General features: G+C 41.5%; 16 protein-coding genes. 9 read left to right on the top strand and 7 right to left on the bottom strand.

From position 1 onward, the window contains the following. Positions 1–4 precede the first annotated feature (4 nt). The 3 genes from BLU33_RS19495 to BLU33_RS19485 all read left to right on the top strand — a co-directional run bounded on the left by BLU33_RS19495 (position 5) and on the right by BLU33_RS19485 (position 4,324). Positions 5–892, top strand: a complete 888-nt coding sequence (locus tag BLU33_RS19495) for a class I SAM-dependent methyltransferase (protein ID WP_172829269.1) — start codon at positions 5–7, stop codon at positions 890–892. A gap of 122 nt (positions 893–1,014) precedes the next feature. After that, positions 1,015–2,100 (top strand): hypothetical protein, encoded by a 1,086-nt coding sequence (locus BLU33_RS19490; RefSeq protein ID WP_091377035.1) that lies wholly within the window; start codon positions 1,015–1,017, stop codon positions 2,098–2,100. Positions 2,101–3,067: 967 nt separating this feature from the next. Continuing rightward, positions 3,068–4,324 carry a BamA/TamA family outer membrane protein gene (locus BLU33_RS19485; RefSeq protein ID WP_091377032.1) on the top strand — a complete coding sequence of 419 codons (1,257 nt, stop codon included), beginning with the start codon at positions 3,068–3,070 and terminating at the stop codon, positions 4,322–4,324. Between the two features lie 9 nt (positions 4,325–4,333). Here BLU33_RS19485 and BLU33_RS19480 read toward each other — a convergent pair whose 3' ends face one another. Then, the gene (locus tag BLU33_RS19480) at positions 4,334–4,882 is read right to left on the bottom strand and encodes a DUF922 domain-containing protein (protein ID WP_091377028.1); all 549 of its coding nucleotides are present in this window, start codon (positions 4,880–4,882) and stop codon (positions 4,334–4,336) included. An 18-nt stretch (positions 4,883–4,900) separates the two neighbouring features. After that, a complete protein-coding gene (locus BLU33_RS19475; RefSeq protein ID WP_091377024.1) occupies positions 4,901–5,842 on the bottom strand; it encodes an SPFH domain-containing protein in 942 nt (313 codons plus the stop codon). A 93-nt stretch (positions 5,843–5,935) separates the two neighbouring features. On the opposite strand from BLU33_RS19475, the gene BLU33_RS19470 reads away from it, so the two are divergent. Further along, positions 5,936–6,121, top strand: a complete 186-nt coding sequence (locus BLU33_RS19470) for a hypothetical protein (protein WP_091377020.1) — start codon at positions 5,936–5,938, stop codon at positions 6,119–6,121. Between the two features lie 49 nt (positions 6,122–6,170). Here BLU33_RS19470 and BLU33_RS19465 read toward each other — a convergent pair whose 3' ends face one another. Both BLU33_RS19465 and BLU33_RS19460 read right to left on the bottom strand, forming a co-directional pair. Further along, positions 6,171–7,301, bottom strand: coding sequence for a CapA family protein (locus BLU33_RS19465; RefSeq protein ID WP_091377017.1), 1,131 nt, complete (start codon positions 7,299–7,301; stop codon positions 6,171–6,173). Between the two features lie 45 nt (positions 7,302–7,346). After that, positions 7,347–7,940 carry a C40 family peptidase gene (locus BLU33_RS19460; RefSeq protein ID WP_091377014.1) on the bottom strand — a complete coding sequence of 198 codons (594 nt, stop codon included), beginning with the start codon at positions 7,938–7,940 and terminating at the stop codon, positions 7,347–7,349. Positions 7,941–8,331: 391 nt separating this feature from the next. On the opposite strand from BLU33_RS19460, the gene pdhA reads away from it, so the two are divergent. Together pdhA and BLU33_RS19450 are read left to right on the top strand one after the other, a co-directional pair. Next, positions 8,332–9,327, top strand: a complete 996-nt coding sequence (pdhA, locus tag BLU33_RS19455; RefSeq protein ID WP_091377010.1) for a pyruvate dehydrogenase (acetyl-transferring) E1 component subunit alpha — start codon at positions 8,332–8,334, stop codon at positions 9,325–9,327. A gap of 42 nt (positions 9,328–9,369) precedes the next feature. Continuing rightward, entirely contained in the window at positions 9,370–11,010 is a 1,641-nt protein-coding gene (locus BLU33_RS19450) for a dihydrolipoamide acetyltransferase family protein (RefSeq protein ID WP_091377006.1), read from the top strand. A gap of 308 nt (positions 11,011–11,318) precedes the next feature. Here the strand turns inward: BLU33_RS19450 and BLU33_RS19445 are convergent, their stop codons facing one another. From BLU33_RS19445 to BLU33_RS19435, 3 genes are all read right to left on the bottom strand, one after another. Then, positions 11,319–12,317, bottom strand: coding sequence for an MBL fold metallo-hydrolase (locus tag BLU33_RS19445; protein WP_091377003.1), 999 nt, complete (start codon positions 12,315–12,317; stop codon positions 11,319–11,321). Between the two features lie 67 nt (positions 12,318–12,384). Continuing rightward, entirely contained in the window at positions 12,385–13,218 is an 834-nt protein-coding gene (locus BLU33_RS19440) for an alpha/beta hydrolase (protein ID WP_091377000.1), read from the bottom strand. A 63-nt stretch (positions 13,219–13,281) separates the two neighbouring features. After that, positions 13,282–13,656, bottom strand: a complete 375-nt coding sequence (locus BLU33_RS19435) for a DoxX family protein (protein ID WP_091376997.1) — start codon at positions 13,654–13,656, stop codon at positions 13,282–13,284. A 171-nt stretch (positions 13,657–13,827) separates the two neighbouring features. Here BLU33_RS19435 and hemA point away from each other — a divergent pair, with 171 nt between their 5' ends. The 3 genes from hemA to hemC all read left to right on the top strand — a co-directional run bounded on the left by hemA (position 13,828) and on the right by hemC (position 17,884). Further along, positions 13,828–15,057 carry a glutamyl-tRNA reductase gene (hemA, locus tag BLU33_RS19430; protein ID WP_091376994.1) on the top strand — a complete coding sequence of 410 codons (1,230 nt, stop codon included), beginning with the start codon at positions 13,828–13,830 and terminating at the stop codon, positions 15,055–15,057. Positions 15,058–15,176: 119 nt separating this feature from the next. Continuing rightward, positions 15,177–16,001, top strand: coding sequence for a hypothetical protein (locus BLU33_RS19425; RefSeq protein ID WP_091376991.1), 825 nt, complete (start codon positions 15,177–15,179; stop codon positions 15,999–16,001). 299 nt (positions 16,002–16,300) lie between these two features. Continuing rightward, complete coding sequence (gene hemC / locus BLU33_RS19420) at positions 16,301–17,884, top strand: hydroxymethylbilane synthase (RefSeq protein ID WP_172829268.1); 1,584 nt, start codon at positions 16,301–16,303, stop codon at positions 17,882–17,884. Positions 17,885–17,942 lie beyond the last annotated feature (58 nt).

Here is a 17,942-nt window from a genome sequence, read left to right as displayed (position 1 = left end):
AAAAATGATCCAACTTCTTACACCCACCCACTGGAAAGATTATGAGCTGATTGATTGCGGCGATTTTGAAAAGCTGGAGCGTTTTGGGGACGTTATACTCATCAGGCCCGAACCGCAGGCGGTTTGGAGCAAAACTTTGCCCGCGGCCGAATGGCAACGGTTACACCACATCAAATTTAAAGGCCGGTCGGCTACATCTGGCGAGTGGCTCAAAAAGAACCCTAAAATATCTGATCGCTGGCATATCGAATATAAGAATGACGATGTAGCGATAAAATTTCGCTTGGCATTAACTTCATTTAAACACCTGGGTATTTTCCCCGAGCAGGCAGTTAACTGGGATTACATCTCACAAAATATTAAAAAATTTAAAACGCCTGAGCCGAAGGTGCTTAACCTGTTTGCCTATACCGGTGGTGCATCGCTTATAGCCGCTGCTGCCGGGGCTGATACTACACATGTTGACTCTATTAAGCAGGTGGTTACCTGGGCTAATGAGAACCAAGAACTATCGGGCATAAAAAATATACGCTGGGTGGTTGAGGACGCACTTAAGTTTGTAAAACGTGAACTTAAACGTGGCAAAAAATATAACGGTATTATATTAGATCCCCCCGCATACGGCCATGGCCCGAACGGTGAAAAATGGAAACTGGAAGACCATATCAATGAAATGATGAGTGATGTGGTTGAGCTGCTTGATCCTGAAGAGCATTTCCTGATCCTGAATACCTACTCACTCGGCTTCTCATCAGTAATTATTGAAAACCTGATAAAGAGTGCATATCCACCGGTAACAAACCTTGAAATAGGCGAACTTTACCTGCAGGCTACTGCCGGCCCTAAACTGCCTTTAGGCGTGTTTGGAAAGTTTTATAAAAATAAACTGTAATTGGCTGGTTAAAAATCTATATTTACACGGCAGTATATATTTATATATCATTAATTAAATTCACAAATAAATAATATATAATTGCATAATAATAAGCTGCTTATAACATTTACCAAATATTTATGAAATTGAAAAACATCCTTTTCTCTACAACGCTGCTGGCAATACCATTAATCCTTTTTTCAAATTGTAGCCAAAGCAGCTCACAGGGTAAAGGAACAACAACTGCAGCTGCGACCGCAGCACCTGCAGCTGCAAAAACCACCACGCCTGCCAATGCTGCAGCCGCTGATACCACTACGGCGGCACCGGTAACCTACCCGCCATTAAATAAAAAGCTGTACGATTCATTAATGAAGAGGTTGGCGCATGGCGATACAACAGGCAAATGGCCGGTTAAAAATGCTCCATACCCATTGCCGGGCGCTATTTTGCCATTTAAAAGGGTAGTAGCTTTTTATGGTAACCTGTATGCAAAAAAGATGGGTATTTTGGGTGAATTGCCGCCAAATGAAATGCTTGCCAAATTAAAAGGTGAAGTTAGGAACTGGGAAAAAGCTGATCCAAGTACACCAGTACAACCTGCTTTGCATTATATAGCTGTAGTTGCCAGTGGCGACCCCGGTAAAGATGGTAAATACCGTAACCGTATGCCATTTAAACAGATCGACTCTGTGTTAAAACTGGCTAAAAAAGCGCATGCTATTGTGTTTTTAGATGTGCAGGTGGCGCTAAGTAATATTCATACGGAGTTGCCATTATTGGAAAAATACCTGATAATGCCACAAGTACATTTTGGCATGGACCCTGAGTTCTCGATGAAAGACGGAACGCATCCAGGCAAGAAGATCGGTACTTATGATGCTGCTGATGTAAACTATGTATCAGAATACCTGGCTGGCCTGGTTAGAAAATATAACCTGCCTCCGAAGATCCTGATCGTACACCGTTTTACAAAAAAGATGCTTACCAACTACCAGAACATAAAATTACGTCCGGAAATTCAGTTGGTAATGGATATGGATGGCTGGGGTGAGCCTGATCTTAAAACAGGTACATATCGCTACTTTATTCATAACGAGCCGGTACAATTTACCGGGTACAAATTGTTCTACAAAAATGATATTAAAAAGGCTCCGCACCATATGTTAACACCAGAGGAAGTGCTGAAATACAAGCCATATCCTATTTACATACAATACCAATAACCAATTATAAACTAAACGAAAGACAAAAGGCCTCTGATGAGGCCTTTGTTGTTTCTATAGTATTTTCTCCAAGCGTCACTGCAAGGAGGAACGACGAAGCAATCCCCGATTGTGTAATTCAACTGACTTGTCATTGTAAACGATAGCGTGGCAACCTCGTAGCTATACAGAGCAAATTGCTTATCGCATGGTATCGCTCATAGCCGCTAGGCCTAGTCGTTATTCGTAGTTGTTTGTTTTTTATAGGTACTCATGATTGCTAACGCAATTTTGTCTTCGCCACAAAAGGACCAAAAAGTCAAGTCAGTAGAAATGCTTCTTTGCCGCACAAGGCCATTGCCCTGCAAATCATACAAAACCTGGGCTGCTATATTTTTACCCTGCTTGCGCTACGCACCTGGCCTTTGCGCTTCTGTAAAAATCTGCTATGCCCTGCTAGGCATAAGGCGACCATCGTTTTGCCTGATTTCACCCGAAGCTGTTCTACTGACGAGGAAAGGAAAAAGAACTTCATCTAATCCTCTTCAGAGGAGAGGACTTTAAATGATCCGTGATCAAAAGCGGGTAATGGCCCGACAAAAAGCGCGGGCCTGGGTGTTTTGCCTGTGGGGGGAAGGATCTTTTTGTCTTGACTTTTTGGTTCTTTTGTGTCAAGACAAAAGAACTAGCCTCCGCGGCAATGAGCGGCTTCACGCGATATTCACACTTGCAATTCGCTCTGTATAGTCTAGAGATTATTAATATTGTGTTTGTTTTTCAATGGTATTAATGAGCTCCCTCCGGTCGGTTGTCTTCGTGCCTCGCAATCGCTTGATAAATTACAAAAAAATGATATTCAGACTTTAATTTTCAGGTTGATATTTTTATGCTATCAAATTAGAATTATTATTTTCGCAGCTATTAACATACCGGCGTATATTATATAGTATTAATTATATATAGCTATAAACCGGTTATAACAGTGCATATGAGGCCCTACCTTACGTTAAGCTTATTTACTGGTATCTTATTATTAAGCATAACGGTATTTGCACAGCAGTCTCCGCAAGGTATTCCGCTTAAAAAGATAATGCCCGAGGGGCAGCAAAATAAGCCTGCTGATACTACAAGTGTAAAAGGGAGTTCGCAAAAAGATCTTCCTGATGTGATCAGAAAGCTATTTCATGGCAAGGCTACTTCTGAAGTTGATTCCATTACCACAAAACCCCAGATATCGGTAGTGCCTGCTATAGGTTATACATTGGTATCACGTTTGGCATTGGTATTATCAGGCAATGTGGCTTTCAGAACAGGGCCAAATTCAAGGGTATCAACCATTGTAGGGAGCACAAGCTATACGCAAAATAAGCAGTTCACCTTACCGATACAAACCAATATATGGTCAAAGGATAATCAATGGGATTTTGTTGGTGATTACCGTTTTCTAAAATATCCGCAGGATACCTATGGCCTGGGGAGCAGCTCAAATATCAGCAATGTTGATCCTATGGATTATTTCTTTGTACGCTTTTATGAAATTGTACTCAGGCACATAAGTGGTAATTTTTACGCGGGTGGGGGCTATATATTTGATGACCATTTTAACATATCACAAAGCGGTAATACAAACGCCAAAGTATCTGATTATACGCTTTACGGCCCGTCCGATCGCACGGTATCATCGGGCTTTACATTTAATGGTTTGTATGATTCGCGCGATAATGCGATTAACCCATCCAAGGGCGGCTATATAAACCTGGAGTTTCGTACCAGCACTAAATTTACCGGTAGTGCTAGTAACTGGGAGTCGATAGTTCTCGATATGCGTAAATATTATAATTTCCCCGAGGGATCTGATAATATATTGGCTTTATGGAGTTATGACTGGATAATATTAAGTGGTAAGCCAGGTTATCTTGATTTGCCCAGCACCGGCTGGGATGCTAACTCAGCCACAGGCAGGGGGTATATACAGGGCAGGTTCAGAGGGACACAAATGGTATATGCTGAGAGCGAATACAGGTTTAAATTAACCAGTAATGGTTTATTAGGCGGCGTAGTTTTTCTTAATGCGGAATCTTTATCGGCTGCACAGGGCACAAAATTACAGGCTATACAACCCGCATATGGGCCGGGCCTGCGTATTAAACTTAATAAAGTATCAAAAACCAATATTACTGTTGATTATGGTTTTGGCAGCCAGGGTTCAAATGGCTTATTTATTGATGTTGGCGAAGCTTTCTAATGCTGATGTTTAACTTCCCGAGGGCATATAGGCCATCCGTTTTTGGAAATAGGCATTCCAGCTGTTTTGTTGCTCGCGGTTTACCATGTGTTGGGTATCCGTATCGTAATCAGTATTAAGCTGCTTGTATTTGGCATCTATGCGGTTAAAGATTTCCTGCGCAACATACTGATAATCCGCTTGGAAAATAGTTTGACTTACTGCCCGCAATAACTCCTGCTGCTCCATATAAGCTATAAAATAATGCCCCTGCTCATGTCTTAGTATTTCTGACAGCATTTCAGGCGAAGTCACCTTGCTTTTATCCATCCATGATCTGTTCCGGTTCATCAGCAATCTGATATGAAAATTTAGCTGGTAATAACCACGCTGCCGGGTAGCCTCATAACGAAAATCAATGCTACAGTTGGTATAGGCAATAACACCATCACCAGCTGAATGGGGTGCACCCTGAAAATCGTCAATAGTTAATTTGCGGTAATCTTGTGCTGTTGCCTTTTGCCCTAAAAACAGGCATAAGGCAACAACACATATTGCCTTCAATAAGCTAAATTTCATTATTGATAACGAGAATATTTATTTGCTTTTTGACTTGTCAGCATGCAAAAGGTTTAGGCTCATTACTTCTTTCATGGTTTGCTGCATGGCATCTGTTGATCCATCAAGGAAAATAACGTTGCCCTGTGAGTTTTCGGCAAAATGTTTAATGGATTCTGTCCACATCGTGAACAGGATAACAGAGGTATCCATGTGCGCATCCTGCATTTCTTTAGCGGCAACACTCATACCTTTGGCAACTTCCTGACGGAATAAAGCCACACCCTGACCGCGTAATTGCGAAGCCTGGCGCTCAGCCTCGGCCGAGATCTTGATCGCGTTACCCTCTGCTTCGGCAGCTTTGGTTTTGGTGATCAATAATGCTTGTCCTTCGTTTTCAGCGGCAGCTTTAAGGTTATTTGAGGCAACTACCTGGCTCATTGATTTCATGATGATATCATCAAACGTGATATCATTCAACTGCAGATCCTGCAAATGGTAACCCCAGTTCTCTAATATCTGATCTAGTTGTTCTTTAACATGCTCCACAATATCGCGGCGCAAAACCAATACCTCGGCCTGGCGTTTAGTGGCCACAAATGCACGAATGGAACCTTCAACAGTACGGATTAAAGCCTGCATCAGGTTGCGCTCATCAACAAATTTAAAGGCTACGTTTTTTATACTTTCTTCGGATTGATTTAAAACCGAATAAAGGAGCATGGCCTTAAAATAGACATTGGCCTGATCGAAGGTTACGGCCTGGAACTCCAGTTCGACAGAGCGGTTCTGGATAGATATTCTTGAATAGATGTTTTCAATAAGCGGCAACTTAAAGTTTAAGCCCGGTGACAATATGCGGCGGTATTTGCCGAATACGGTAACTACGGCAATAGTGCCCTGTTTTACAGTCACAAAGGAACTGGAAATTACGATCAGCAAAATAAAAAAAACGATAAATAAGGCGATTGTACCTGTCATGGTGGGTAAAGATTTATAAAATAAATATATAACTAATTATTGGTGTGTTATTTGTTTTTTAATAAATGCTTTAAATAAAAGAGCATTCAACCAATGAACGTAAAACGTACTTTCGGCGCTATACTTACCATACTTGGTATTATAGGGCTAATTTATGCCGGTATCAGCATTATACACCACGATGGCAATGCCACTACTATGATTGTGGTGAGCCTGATCTCTTTATTATTCTTTTTTTCGGGGATAAGCCTGGTGAAGAATACTAAGGATGAGGCTTGAACCAGGATTAAGCAGATTTTTGAGATTTACAGGATGTTTCCCATGAAATTTATTGAGTGGTATCCAAAGCCGCCTTTACTATCATTCCATCATCCCCAATGCTTAAGCCTGATTCAGGGAAATCAATTGCAGTTAACATTTTCACCCTTTTTACAACAGTGTTCAGGGTATCTGGTTCAAGGCCGTTATAGTGGGTTTGTTTAATGGCGATAATGCGGCCATTTAAAAATTCGCCCTTTTTGTTGATGTGTACTCTAAGTAAAGGCGCAATACCGCAAATACCGGCAACGCTCACACATTTGTAAGTGCAAAAATTACCCAGACTATACGCTATCAACCTGTTTTTATATAGCTCCATAGCACGGGTTACGTGTGGCCCGTTACCAAATATAAGATCGGCACCGGCATCGATAGCGTTATGGGCAAAGGCATAAACATTGCCGCGGTTTTCACCAACGTAGGTTTCCTTATCGAGTGGCACATGCTCAAATTCTACACCCTCGCCGCCACCATGAAAGGATACGATAACTACATCACAATGCTGCTTAAGCCGGCGGATGATTTGTGTTGCGCCGTTAAGGTCCAGCAATGACACTGTCTGGCTGTTTGGAGAGAACGCGCAAAAGCCATATTTAATACCATTCACCTCAAAAATTGTTGAGGGATAAGTTTTGAGTCCGGCGTAATGTATGCCGCAGCTATCAAGCATCTTCACGGTGCTTATGCGCCCGTTATTGCCGAAATCATCAATATGGTTATTGGCGATGCTCAGCAGATTAAAGCCCGCATCTTTTAGCACAAAACCACAATGCAAAGGCATCCTGAACAGGTAAGCCTTAACCAACTGGTGTAGTTTATAATTTACAGGGCCGCCTGTATCCAGCAATGTACCTTCCAGGTTACCGAAAGTAATATCATTCCCCTGCAGATATTTGGCAACGGCGGTAAAACTTTCTTTAGCACTATCGGGTGGTAATGTTTTATCATCAGGATAGGAGGTGCCCAGCATGATATCGCCCACAGCAGCAATACACAGGGTATCATGCTGTACCGGTTTAAGCGTTATCTGTTTTGCGGGTATTTTTGGGAGATGATAAGCAGGCTCCCGGGCTGCCTGCTCAATGCATGATTGAAAAGCGAGTATAACATAAACAACAAATAGTAACCGTAATATTTTCATTCAAAAAAAAATCCCTTCATATGAAGGGATTAATTATTTAAGTTTCTAATTGTTATCGCTGGTATTGCTACCGTTGCCGGGATCCGGCAAATTATCCAGTTGGCTTTTAAAAGCGCTTAACAAGCGCCCCCCCTTATAAAAGTACCGGCTGTAGTAAGCATCATCGAGGCTGCTTATAGCTACACCTCGTGATGAGGCGTGTGCAAAGCGGTTGTTACCTAAATATATACCTACGTGTGAAATTCTGCGGCTATGTATTTTAAAGAAAACCAGATCGCCTTCTTTTAATTCATCCTTACTAACAGGGCTAACCATGCTGAAAATATCGCGTGAGTTTCTCCTGATATCAAGGTTAAATACGTCGCTGTACAATTCTTTTGTAAATGCTGAGCAATCTATACCATTTTTTGAGCTTCCGCCAAAACGGTAAGGAGTACCGATCCAATCATAAACAAAATGGAAAAGTTTCATATTTGAGGTTGCAGATAAGGCAACACCCATTATTTGTGACAAGTAATCTTTCGCTAAACTCTCCTGTTCGTCAGGGGCTTTATCAGTAGGCTGAGCCACAACTTTAGTTTGAGCCTGTGCTGTTAAAACGCTGAAAAATAGGGCAATACCTAGTGTAATTTTCTTCATTTAATCCTTAGTTTGTTGAAATAGGGCCAACAAAATGTTTATTAAATTATACAATGTGTATATCTTTTGTTACAAAACTATCTAAATTAATTAGAATTGCAAATAAAGGGTGCTTTTTTTTAAAAAAAGATAAAATTTGAATTAGTTAAGTGCTGTATTTGTGTAATTTAATATAGCTGTATACGGTATTAAAAATTATAATGTTCCCTTTTGTCCTAAATGCAGAATTAAATTAAGTTGTGAGCTTTTATTTACTAGTTTAATTTGGTGTTTTGGCAATGTTACCATAACATAGTAATAAATGTTAATGGAGTGACATATTGCGGTTTCCATAATTAGCAAGTTATAATTAGATTTGCGCTCTAACTGAAAAAAATTGATTGTTTAACAAATGAGTTCAATCGAAATAACTAAAGATACCTACCTTAAATGGTACGAGTGGATGCTGTTAATGCGCAGGTTCGAAGAAAAAGCCGGGCAGCTATATGGGCAACAAAAAATCAGGGGCTTTTGCCATTTATATATAGGGCAGGAAGCTGTATTAGCCGGAGCAATGTCTGTACTTAAACAAGAAGACAGTATGATCACTGCTTATCGTGATCACGCGCATGCTATTGCTAAAGGTGTTACATCAAATGCTATAATGGCCGAATTATATGGTAAAGCTACCGGATGCTCAAAAGGCAAGGGCGGCAGTATGCACATGTTCGATAAGGAAAAGCATTTTTATGGTGGCCACGGCATTGTAGGCGGTCAGATACCCATGGGAGCAGGTATAGCCTTTGCTGAAAAATTTAAGGGAACCGAGTTTGTTAACGTTACCTATATGGGTGATGGTGCTGTACGTCAGGGTGCCTTAACCGAAACCTTTAACATGGCAGCTTTATGGCAGTTACCTGTAATTTTTGTTTGCGAAAACAATGGTTACGCCATGGGTACTTCAGTTGCACGTACTACTATCCAAACCGACATTTATAAATTAGGCTTACCATACGGTATCCCTTCATCAGCTGTTGATGGTATGGACCCTGTAGCGGTACATAACGCAATGGACGAGGCTGTGCAACGTGCACGCCGCGGCGAAGGACCTACCTTCCTGGAAATGCGTACTTATCGTTATAAAGGACACTCTATGTCCGATCCGCAAAAATATCGTACAAAAGAAGAACTGGAAAGCTATAAAGAAAAAGACCCTATTGAAATGGTTAAACAAACCATTGAAAAAGAAGGTTATGCTGATGAAAAATGGTTTGAAGAAATAGCTGCTAAAATTAAAGCTGAGGTTGAAGAATCGGTACAGTTTGCAGAGGAATCGCCATGGCCTGAGCCAGAAGAGCTTTACACCGATGTATATGTGCAGAAAGACTACCCATATATTAAGGATTAAAATTATATTACACTAAATTTAAAACTATTCATCATATAATATATGGCTGAAGTTGTAAAAATGCCTAAAATGAGCGATACCATGACTGATGGTGTTTTAGCTAAATGGCATAAAAAAGTTGGGGATAAAGTAAAGCCTGGTGATGTGCTTGCCGAGATAGAAACAGATAAAGCCACCATGGACTTTGAGTCATACCAGGAAGGTACCCTATTATATATAGGTATTAAAGAGGGTGAGGGTGCACCTGTTGATTCAGTTATTGCCGTAGTTGGCGCCGAAGGCGAAGATTACAAAACTGCTTTAGCAGGCAGTGCCGAAGCTAAACCAGCAGCTGCACCAGCACCTGTTGAAGATAAAAAGCCTGCTGCTACCCCAGCGCCTGCTGCTCCGAAAGTTGATCTTTCAAAAATACCGGCAACGGTTATACGCATGCCTGCCCTGAGTGATACCATGACGGAAGGTGTGATAAACAAATGGAACTTTAAAGTTGGTGATAAAGTAAAATCTGATGATTCATTAGCTGACGTAGAAACCGATAAGGCGACTATGGAAGTAGTGGGTTATGAAGATGGTACCTTATTATACATAGGCCCCAAAGAGGGCGAAGCTGCACCGGTTAATGGTATTATTGCCATTGTTGGTAAAGAAGGTACTGATATTACCCCTTTATTGCAGGATACAGGTGCTGCACCTGCTGCAATAACTGAAGCCGTGCCAGCCGCTGCTGAAGCTGCACCAAGCGCACCAGTTGCTGAGGCTGCTCCATCAAGCGCCGACGACAGCCGCGTAAAAGCATCACCGCTTGCACGTAAAATTGCAAAAGACAAAGGCATCAACCTTAATGATCTGAAAGGATCAGCTGAAGGTGGCCGTATAGTTAAAAAGGATATAGAAGATTATACACCAGCTGCAAAACCTGCATCAGCCCCTGCTGCTGCAACTGAAGCTGCCACGCCTGCTAAAGCTGCCGCACCGGTAGTTATACCACAGTATGTTGGCCAGGAGAAATTTACCGAGAAACCTGTTTCGCAAATGCGTAAGGTTATCGCTAAACGTTTATCTGAAAGCTTATTTACTGCACCGCATTTCTATGTAACCATGTCGATTGATATGGATCAGGCGATCGCTGCACGTGGTAAAATAAACGAGGTTGCCCCGGTTAAAATATCATTTAACGATTTTGTGTTGAAAGCTTGCGCTGTTGCTTTAAAACAACATCCAAATATCAACTCATCATGGTTAGGCGATAAGATCCGTTACAACGAGCATATCAACATTGGTGTTGCCGTAGCGGTTGAAGATGGCCTGCTGGTACCTGTAGTACGTTTTGCTGATGGCAAATCATTAAGCCAGATATCAGTTGAAGTAAAAGACTTTGCACAAAGAGCTAAAGCCAAAAAACTACAGCCTGCTGATTGGGAAGGTTCAACTTTCACTATATCAAACTTAGGTATGTTTGGTGTTGATGAGTTTACCGCAATTATTAACCCGCCTGATGCCTGTATATTGGCAGTAAGTGGTATACAACAAGTTCCGGTTGTTAAAAACGGCGCTGTTGTACCGGGTAATGTAATGAAAGTAACCTTAAGCTGCGATCACCGTGTAGTTGATGGCGCAACAGGTTCAGCATTCTTATTAACGCTGAAATCATTACTTGAAGAGCCGGTTAGACTTTTAGTATAGAATCAGGATTTAAGAGTCAGGAATCAAGAAGATATGATAGCGATGGGTTTTAAACCCATCGCTATTTTTGTTTAAACCGATCTTGTCATTCTGAGCGATAGCGAAGAACCTATCCGCGGTCGTCCTGCGGATAATAAATGCTTCGTTCCACAGCATAACAAATTACGATTGCGCTCGTCTTTGACGAGTGCAATTAGGATAATAGAACATAGGTGTCATCCTGAGCGATAGTCGAAGGGTGAGCGCAGAGGCCTTTACCCGCATACTTCGACTATCGCTCAGTATGACACCCTTTATTTAGGCAAAACTCAATGACTCAAATAAGGCTGCCACCAACCCGAGTTATATTCTTTAACTTCGGTAGGCTCGCCGGGTTTTGGGATGAAAAGTTTTATTTTTTTGTCTTTACCGAATTGTACCAACCTTTCAATAGGCTCATACCAGGCATGTGGTGCAAGGTTAAATGTGCCCCAGTGTATCGGCATCATGATCTTTCCTTTTAGGGCGATGTGCGCGTTTGAGGCATTATCAGGCCCCATGTGTATATCGGCCCAATGGGTGCCGTATGCGCCGATCTCCAGCATAGTTAGATCGAATGGTCCGTAGGCCTCGCCGATGGCTTCAAAGCCCGGGAACCAGCCTGAATCAGCACCGAAAAAGATATTATGCTTTGGTCCCTTAATCACAAATGACGACCAGAGCGTTTCATTGCGGTTAATTATTCCACGGCCTGAAAAATGCCTTGCGGGGGTAGCCGTAAGTGTTAAATCCTGGCCGATCATCTGGCTATCGCCCCAATCCATTTCGGTAATAAAATATTTGCTGATACCCCATTTTGTAAGATATTGCTTAACCCCAACTGAGCAGAAAAAAGGTATATCCTTACCCGCGAAAAACTTAATGGTACCTTTATCCAGGTGATCATAATGATCATGTGATAGAATAACGGCATCCAGCGGGGGCAGATCTGCAAGTGCTATGGGCGGTTCAAAAAAACGTTTTGGCCCCATAAATGATAAAAAGGAAGCGCGCTCGCCCCAAACCGGATCGGTGAGGATGTGTTTACCATCGATTTCAATCAATAAACTGGAGTGCCCAACCCAGGTTACCCTCAAGCCACTTTCGGGCGGAGTGTTGTAAATAGAAACATCAGTTTTAAATGGCCCCAGCGTTTTAAGCGGAACATTTTCAGCTTTGTTGTTAATGTATTCTCTTAAAATAGGGATCATTTTGCCGAACCCGGCTTCATCGGTTGGTATAGGATTTTGAAATTTGTTCCCCTTCTTAACGGATCCTTTTAAATTCATATATTATATAACGGTACGGTACAGGTTTGGTGTTAATAATAAACCTAAAGCCGTTTTAAATTACGGTTTACTTTTTCTTAAAAAATGCGATCGACTGATCGCAAAAGTCCAGCAGTTCGGCAGGCAATGTATCCTTGGGATAGGGGTGCGTTGCGCCAAAGGTATGATCGCCGCCCTTTATAACGGATAATTTAGCATGTTTGTTGGCTTCGGCCAGCTCTTTTGCATGGCTCAATGGTACAGTTGTATCCTCATCGCCCTGTACAATTAGCCAGGGTTGTTTTATTTGTGAGGCCTTTGCCAGGATGTCTAGTCGCCCGGGATTATTCCTGAGATCATCAAGCAATGTCGACTTTAACGGCATCTCCTGCCCGGTACGTTTATTGGTCATATACATAACGCCTTGCAGTTTCCATTGTTCTTCGGCTTCCTTTGGCCATAAGTTGCCAAAGCCGGAGATGGATGCCATGGTAACCAGTTTTTTAACGCGGCTGTCTTCAGCAGTTTGTATAATGCTTATACCACCGCCCATGCTGTGCCCTATCAAAAAAACGCTTTTTACAGTTGGCATTGCTGAGCCGTTGCATACAAAATCAATCACATCATGCAGGTCCTCCAGTTCAATGGAGAAAGTGTTATCGCCAAAGGCGATCAGATCAACGAAATCAATAGGCTTATCAGCCGTAGTGCCATTGTGCGAAAAGTTGAATTTCAGGTAACGGAAACCATGTTCGGCAAAATAATTTGCCACCAGGTTATGCGTGCCCCAATCCTTAAAGCCCTTAAAACCATGCGCAAAAATTACTACCGGCGCATCTTTATGCCGGGTATCATAAGTTATATCCATCAACATACCACGGCCCTTAGCTCCGGGAATGTTGTAGTTTTCTTTTTTTATCATTTGTTAGTTAATGGTTGATAGTTCATGGTTCATAACTTTTTACTATGAACCATGAACTATTATCTATGAACTCCTCGTATGCCACCATGCCCACACAATTAGCACCGGCTGAAAAAATAACCTCGCCCATGCCCAAACCGGCTTTACTTGTGTAGCCCCAATTTGTGTGTGCCCACTGAGCATATCAATATGTACCGACAGAAAAGCTATCAGCATTAATACTATTCCCCAGGCGGCAAGTTTTCTTGCCGGCCTGAATATCAGCATCAAACCAAAAGCAATTTCAAACAGCCCTGCTAATGTATTTAAAATTTGCGGATATGGCAGATAGCCGGGTATTATACTGATATAAAATGCCGGAATACGAAAATGATTTATTCCAGCAGCTATGTAGCCGATTATTAATAGAATAAGACTTATTTTTTTAGCTTTGCCCATTCTTTAAGGTACGAATAAACGACCTAAACAGTTTTAAAACCTGTATTTAAAGACAATGGAGCCAATTTATAAACATTCTAAATACCACATATATGCACCTGTTTGACAAAGTGTTGACATTGCATCCTATTAATCCTGTTATTTTTGTCGGGTCAAATTTAAAAAACTGCTTTGAAGTACTTAAAGGTAATAGCTTTTACGCATAAACAGATTGAGCTGAAGGATTTAGGACGATTGGTGATTTGCCAGGAAAATCTGATAGACAAGCTTCAAGAGGTTAAAACACAGTTTCAGATATCCGAGATCTTTTATTTGGGTACTTGTAACCGCGTTGAATTTGTTTTGGTGACTGATCAGGTTGTTGATATGGCTTACACCGAGCGGTTTTTAAATTCGCTTAATATTGGTGTTTGTCACCACTCAATGGGTACGCTTTTAAAGGGCGTTACCATTTATGAAGACCAGAACGCGCTTAATCATTTGCTCCGCACTTCATGTTCGCTTGAAAGTTTGATAGTTGGCGAAAAGGAAATCCTGCCGCAGGTTCGTAAAGCCTATGAGCAATGCAGGGAAGCAGGCCTGACCGGTGATTTTTTACGCATGGTGATGAACTGTGTAGTAAAAGCAGCCAAAGAGGTTTACACCAATACCAATATTTCAAAAAATCCAATTTCGGTAGTGTCATTGGCTTACCGTAAGCTTAAGGATTTCAATTTATGTTCAAATGCCCGTATCCTTATTATCGGTGCAGGTGAAACCAACCAGAATATCTCCAAATATCTTCAAAAGCATAAATTCTCCAACTTTGCCATATTTAACCGTACACTTTCAAAGGCTGAACAATTAGCGAAAGATCTGAACGGAGAGGCATTTACACTTGGCGCTTTAAAAGATTATAACAAAGGCTTTGATGTTATCATTACCTGCACATCAGCAGTTGACCCTATCATCACCCCTGAAATTTATACTTCACTGTTAAACGGTGAAACCGGCAAGAAAACTATTGTTGATCTTGCTGTTCCTAATGATACAGCCCCTGAAGTATTAGAGCAATTTCCGGTTAATTTTATAGAGGTGCATTCATTAAATGAAGTTGCCAAAAGAAATTTACAGGAACGGTATCATGAATTGGTACACGCAGAGGCCATTATCGGTGAAAACATCACGGAGTTTTTAGCCATGTTAAAACAGCGCCGTATTGAATTGGCCATGCGCCAGGTGCCTGAAAAAATAAAAGAGATCCGCAATAATGCGATCAATACCGTATTTTTTGACGAAGTACAGGGAATGGATCAGCAATCGCGCGAGATACTGGAAAAAGTGATCAATTACATGGAGAAAAAATATATCAGCGTGCCTATGATCATGGCCAAGGATATATTGATCAACAGCCAGCAATAAAATTCTTAACCCAATATATAGTAAATAGCGATGAGATTTTAACTCACCGCTATTTTTGTTTTTAGTGCTTTTTAAATAGATTTATAGCTCCATTAATTTAACAAATTACCCTTAGCACAATGTACGAAACAGTAACAGTAGATGAAGCCGTAAGCCGCGGCCGCCGCATGATAAGTTACCCCGTAATGGTAATTATGTTCGGGATAATAGGTGTGAGTATTTATTTGAGCATCCAAAATTTGATCCCGGCTTCATACATGATAATTGGCATTATAGCCGGACTGTTGCTGGCATGGCTGTACTGGAGCTTTATGGTTACCAAATGGAAGGTATGGGCTTTTGATAACGTAAGGAACGTACATGAACTGCAAAGAAAAGCAGTTGAAGCGCAGCTGATATGGAATGAAGGGAGCTTTTGGGAAAAGACGGAGATCTGGAACTCGGCTGACAAGGATAAATGGGCATTGCTACAGGATAAGTTTAATCAGAACGATGTATTTGAGGAAGATCTTTCAGTTCCACCGGAAACATCCATCTATTATTCAAAAAGTGCAATACTGGTGCAGTGCATTGTGATGTTGCTATGCCTGGGCCTGGGTATCTATTTGTTTATCATTAAGCAATACATCGGCGCGGCATTGTTATGTGCTTTTGCCGGTTATTTTATTTATACCGAATATAAAAAAGCTATGAATAAGGATGCACAGATCATACTGAACGATAAAGGCATCGAAACTATTTCTGCAGGATTTGTTGCCTGGAAAGATATAACGGATGATGAAGTAGTAACTATCCAAGCTGGCAAATCATCAAACACTTACCTGCAATATAATTACCCGGATGGCAGCGAAAAGGTTAACATTAATGAATTTGATACTAATAAAAAAGCGCTCGAAAATTTATTGCACACTTATAGGGTGAGGAGTGAGAAGAAAGTGAAGTAGCAATAAATTATAAGATTTACTTTTGCACTAGCACTGACTTTCAAACCTTAATTGTAAGAAGATTAAAAAAGGTGTCATGCTGAGCGTTAGTCGAAGTATGCGGGCAAAGGCCTCTACGCTCACCATTCGACTAGCGCTCAGGATGACACCCCACTCACAATATGAAGAAAGTTATAGCATAAGATTCAAATTTTGAATCTTATGCTATAACTTTCACTTTTTCATTAGTCAGCCTATTTTCATATCCTCAATTAATATTATATTCATAGGCGCAAAAGGTTAAATTTGCGGTGCTAAACATGAGCCCATTGGACAGAACTCTTATTATTGGAACACGCGGCAGCGAACTAGCCTTATGGCAGGCTAATTTTATTAAGGATAGCCTCGCTGCTATTAATATTCCGGCTGAATTAAAAATTATTAAAACCCAGGGCGACCGTATACTTAACCTCAGCTTTGATAAGCTGGAGGGTAAGGGCTTTTTTACCAAGGAGTTAGAAGAAGAGTTGTTAGCCGGTAAAATTGACCTGGCGGTTCACTCGCATAAGGATCTGCCTACTGAGAATCCTGCGGGATTGATCATTGCGGCGGTATCTGAACGCGAAGACCCATCAGAATTATTATTGATACTAAAGGATTGTGTTGATGTGCGCCAAAAATTGTCATTAAAATTTGGCGCGGCAGTCGGTACCTCATCCAACAGGCGCAAAGCACAATTACTGGCTTATCGCCCTGATCTGGAAATCCAGGATTTGCGCGGCAACGTGCCAACACGTATTCAAAAACTACGTAACGAAAGTTATGATGCTATTATGCTGGCAAAAGCAGGCGTATCCCGTTTAGGTATCGATCTGAGCGAATTTCATGTGGAGGAACTAACCCCGGTTGAACTGATACCTGCCGCGGCGCAAGGTGTAATGGCTATACAGATCCGAGAAAGCGACCATGAACTATTCGAGGCTTTGCAGCCCTTGAACCATCCGGATGTAGCCGAGGAGTTAGCTGTTGAACGCACGGTGCTAAAGCTTTTCGGCGGCGGCTGTCATTTACCATTGGGTTGTTATTGCCATAAGGATGATGGTATGTTCCAGGTATTTACCTCAAAGGCTGATGAGGATGATGAATTTCCGGACAGGTTGTTCATGGAATCAAAAACTACTGAAGGTCTGGCCGAAAAGGTGGTAGCAAAATTTGCAAAGGACCGCAAGTTACCGCAAAGCGTATTCATTTCGCGCGATCTTTCAGAGCAAAGCTATTTCAGAAAAGCTATTGAAAAACATGGTATCACTATCGAGGCGCATTCACTGATCCGTACCGTGCCGGTGATAACCAAGTTCGATTCATATATATTAAAGCATATTGACTGGGTGTTTTTCTCCAGTAAAAACGCGGTAGATTATTTCTTTGAGCTGAACCCACTTTTCCCTAAGGATGTAAAGTTTGGGGTAATGGGTAGCGGATCGGAAGAAATGCTGCGCCGTAAGGGGCATTTTACCAATTATGTAGGTACTGGTAATGATGCTGCCGATGTTGCTAAACAATTTGCTGAACTGGCTAATGGCACAACCGTATTATTTCCATGTGCCGAAGGCTCAATGCGGAGCATACAAAAAGGCTTATCAGCTGATACAAAGATCATCGACCTGCCGGTTTATGAAACCGTAATGGAAGAAGAAATAGAAGCATCGGGTGCTGATGTGCTGGTATTTACTAGCCCATCAAACGTTGACGCCTACTTTGCTGAGAATTTGCTCGACCCCTACCAAAAAGTGGTGGCGATAGGCAAATCAACAGGCAAAAAATTTGATGAAATGGGTGTAAAATACATACTGCCTTTTTCACCCGATGAAGTCGGGCTGGCCGAGGCGGTGTTTGGGATATAATTGTTCATTGGTTCACCGGTTCATTAGTTCATTGGTGTTGCTTGTATAATATACAAGC

This window comes from Mucilaginibacter mallensis (assembly GCF_900105165.1).
In the GTDB taxonomy this organism is placed as follows: domain Bacteria; phylum Bacteroidota; class Bacteroidia; order Sphingobacteriales; family Sphingobacteriaceae; genus Mucilaginibacter; species Mucilaginibacter mallensis.
Note: the sequence above shows the minus strand (reverse complement) of the source record. Positions and strands in the feature narration are given on the sequence as shown.

What these genes read in the sequence shown, in the direction of transcription:
- BLU33_RS19485 (WP_091377032.1), top strand. Translation starts at nt 3,068, where the DNA reads ATGAGGCCCTACCTTACGTTAAGCTTATTTACTGGTATCTTATTATTA.
- BLU33_RS19445 (WP_091377003.1), bottom strand. Translation starts at nt 12,317, where the DNA reads ATGAATTTAAAAGGATCCGTTAAGAAGGGGAACAAATTTCAAAATCCT.
- BLU33_RS19470 (WP_091377020.1), top strand. Translation starts at nt 5,936, where the DNA reads ATGAACGTAAAACGTACTTTCGGCGCTATACTTACCATACTTGGTATT.
- BLU33_RS19450 (WP_091377006.1), top strand. Translation starts at nt 9,370, where the DNA reads ATGGCTGAAGTTGTAAAAATGCCTAAAATGAGCGATACCATGACTGAT.
- BLU33_RS19435 (WP_091376997.1), bottom strand. Translation starts at nt 13,656, where the DNA reads ATGGGCAAAGCTAAAAAAATAAGTCTTATTCTATTAATAATCGGCTAC.
- BLU33_RS19460 (WP_091377014.1), bottom strand. Translation starts at nt 7,940, where the DNA reads ATGAAGAAAATTACACTAGGTATTGCCCTATTTTTCAGCGTTTTAACA.
- BLU33_RS19490 (WP_091377035.1), top strand. Translation starts at nt 1,015, where the DNA reads ATGAAATTGAAAAACATCCTTTTCTCTACAACGCTGCTGGCAATACCA.
- pdhA (WP_091377010.1), top strand. Translation starts at nt 8,332, where the DNA reads ATGAGTTCAATCGAAATAACTAAAGATACCTACCTTAAATGGTACGAG.
- BLU33_RS19440 (WP_091377000.1), bottom strand. Translation starts at nt 13,218, where the DNA reads ATGATAAAAAAAGAAAACTACAACATTCCCGGAGCTAAGGGCCGTGGT.
- BLU33_RS19425 (WP_091376991.1), top strand. Translation starts at nt 15,177, where the DNA reads ATGTACGAAACAGTAACAGTAGATGAAGCCGTAAGCCGCGGCCGCCGC.
- BLU33_RS19480 (WP_091377028.1), bottom strand. Translation starts at nt 4,882, where the DNA reads ATGAAATTTAGCTTATTGAAGGCAATATGTGTTGTTGCCTTATGCCTG.
- BLU33_RS19475 (WP_091377024.1), bottom strand. Translation starts at nt 5,842, where the DNA reads ATGACAGGTACAATCGCCTTATTTATCGTTTTTTTTATTTTGCTGATC.
- BLU33_RS19465 (WP_091377017.1), bottom strand. Translation starts at nt 7,301, where the DNA reads ATGAAAATATTACGGTTACTATTTGTTGTTTATGTTATACTCGCTTTT.
- hemC (WP_172829268.1), top strand. Translation starts at nt 16,301, where the DNA reads ATGAGCCCATTGGACAGAACTCTTATTATTGGAACACGCGGCAGCGAA.
- BLU33_RS19495 (WP_172829269.1), top strand. Translation starts at nt 5, where the DNA reads ATGATCCAACTTCTTACACCCACCCACTGGAAAGATTATGAGCTGATT.